Origin of the sequence: Streptomyces chumphonensis (genome assembly GCF_014779715.1) — a bacterium.
In the GTDB taxonomy this organism is placed as follows: domain Bacteria; phylum Actinomycetota; class Actinomycetes; order Streptomycetales; family Streptomycetaceae; genus Streptomyces; species Streptomyces chumphonensis.
In genome coordinates this window covers 1-2542 of the sequence record NZ_JACXYU010000031.1, presented here as the reverse complement: position 1 = coordinate 2542, position 2542 = coordinate 1, and the positions used below count along the sequence as shown (strand labels likewise).

The following is a 2542-nucleotide window of genomic DNA, read 5'->3' as shown; positions in this document are numbered from 1 at the left end:
GTTCGTGCTGTTCTCGTCCGTCGCGGCGCTGATCGGTAGTCCGGGTCAGGCGAACTACGCGGCGGCGAACGCGTCGTTGGACGCGCTGGCGCAGCTGCGGCGGGCCTCGGGCCTGCCCGCGACGTCCCTGGCCTGGGGCCTGTGGGCCGAACAGCGCGGCATGGGCGGCACGTTGGACGACCAGGACCGCGCGCGGCTGGAACGCACCGGCATCGGCGCGCTCTCCGACGAACTGGGCCTCGCCCTCTTCGACCAGGCCCTGCGCGCCGACGCGGCCCTGCTGGCACCGGTGCGGCTCGACCCGGCCGCGCTCCGCGACCAGGCCCGCGCCGGGACGCTGCCCGCCCTGCTGCGCGGCCTCGTCCGGCAGCCTGCCCGGCGAGGCGACGCCGGATCGCTCGCCCAGCGCCTGGCCACCGTCCCCGAGACGGACCGGGAACGGGTGGCCGGAGAGTTCGTGCTGCACCACGTGGCGGCCGTACTCGGGCACGCCTCGGCGACCGCCATCGACCCCGAGCGGTCGTTCAAGGACCTCGGCTTCGACTCCCTCGGCGCGGTCGAACTGCGCAACCGGCTCACCCAGAGCGGCGGAGTGCGGCTCCCCGCGACGCTGATCTTCGACCACCCGACCCCGGCGGCCGTCACCCGGCTGCTGCTCGCCGAGGCCGGCCCCGCCGTCGCCCACACGCGACCCGTGGCACGGCCCCGACGCACGGCCCCGGCCGACGAGCCGCTGGCGATCGTGGGCATGAGCTGCCGCTACCCCGGCGGCGTCACCTCACCCGAGGAGCTGTGGGAACTGGTGGCCTCGGGGCGCGACGCGATCAGCGGGCTGCCCACCGACCGGGGCTGGGACGTCGAACGGCTCTACGACCCCGACCCGGACCACGAGGGCACGGTGTACACCCGAGGCGGCGGATTCCTGCGCCGCCCCGGCGACTTCGACGCCGCGTTCTTCGGCATCAGCCCCCGCGAGGCCCTGGCCATGGACCCGCAGCAGCGACTCATCCTCGAGTCGGCCTGGGAGGCGTTCGAGGACGCGGGCATCGACCCGACGTCCCTGCGCGGCTCCGACACCGGCGTCTTCTGCGGCGCCGTGACCACCGACTACGCAGGCATGACGTCCTCGGAGCTGGAGGGGTACCGGCTGACGGGCACCACGACCAGCGTCCTGTCGGGCCGGATCTCCTACACCCTCGGGCTGGAGGGGCCGTCCACCTCCGTGGACACCGCCTGCTCCTCCTCGGCGGTCGCGCTGCACCTGGCCGCCCAGGCCGTCCGCTCCGGCGAGTGCTCCATGGCCCTGGCCGGCGGCGTGACGCTGATGGCCGGCCCCTACCTGCTCACCGAGTTCAGCCGCCAGCGGGCGCTGTCGCCCGACGGGCGGTGCCGGGCGTACTCGGCCTCGGCGGACGGCACCGGCTTCGCGGAGGGCGTCGGTCTGGTCGTGTTGGAGCGGTTGTCGGAGGCGCGGCGCAGGGGGCACCGGGTGTTGGCGGTGCTGCGGGGCAGTGCGGTGAACCAGGACGGGGCGAGCAACGGTCTGACGGCGCCGAACGGTCCGTCGCAGGAGCGGGTGATTCGGCAGGCGTTGGCGAACGCGGGTCTGGGCACCTCGGATGTGGACGTGGTGGAGGGTCACGGTACGGGGACGAAGCTGGGTGACCCGATCGAGGCGCAGGCGCTGCTGGCGACCTATGGCCGGGACCGGAACGGCGAGCCGCTGCGGCTGGGATCGATCAAGTCCAACATCGGCCACACGTCGGCCGCGGCCGGTGTGGCGGGCGTGATCAAGATGGTGCAGGCCATGCGCCACGGGGTGCTGCCGCAGACGCTGCACGTGGACGCGCCGTCCCCGCATGTGGAGTGGGATTCGGGTGCGGTGGAGTTGCTGGCGGAGGCGCGGGAGTGGCCCGCGTCGGGCCGTCCGCGTCGGGCTGCGGTGTCGTCGTTCGGCGTCAGTGGCACCAACGCGCACGTGATCCTGGAGGAGGCCCCCGCCGAGGACCCGGCAGCAGCCGGTGGGCTCGCACCCTCGGTGGTGCCGGTCGTGGTGTCCGCGCGTGGCGAGGCGGCGCTGCGGGCCCAGGCGGAGCGCCTGCGTGCGCAGGTGGCCAAGCGGCCGGAGCTGTCGTTGGTGGATGTCGGTTTCTCGGCGGCGTTGTCGCGGGCGCATCTGGAGCATCGTGCGGCGGTGGTGGCCGCTGACCGGGATGAGCTGCTGGCCGGGCTGGCGGCGTTGTCGGCGGGTGAGCCTGCTGACTCGGTGGTCGAGGGACGTCAGCTGGCGGGGAAGTCGGTGTTCGTGTTCCCGGGTCAGGGGGCGCAGTGGGTGGGGATGGCGGTGGAGTTGCTGGATGCTTCGCCGGTGTTCGCGGAGCGGTTGGCGGAGTGTTCGGCGGCGTTGTCTCCGTTGGTGGGGTGGTCGCTTGAGGATGTGTTGCGGGGTGTTGCGGGTGCTCCGTCGTTGGAGCGGGTGGATGTGGTGCAGCCGGCGTTGTGGGCGGTGATGGTGTCGCTGGCGGCGTTGTGGCGGTCTTTC

1 protein-coding gene is annotated in these 2542 nt (G+C 73.6%); it reads left to right on the top strand.

Going from position 1 to position 2542, the window contains the following annotated elements; all coding sequences use genetic code 11:
• Positions 1 to 2542, top strand: a 2542-nt coding sequence (locus IF129_RS25900) for a type I polyketide synthase (RefSeq protein WP_191212274.1), incomplete at both ends; no start/stop codon positions are given.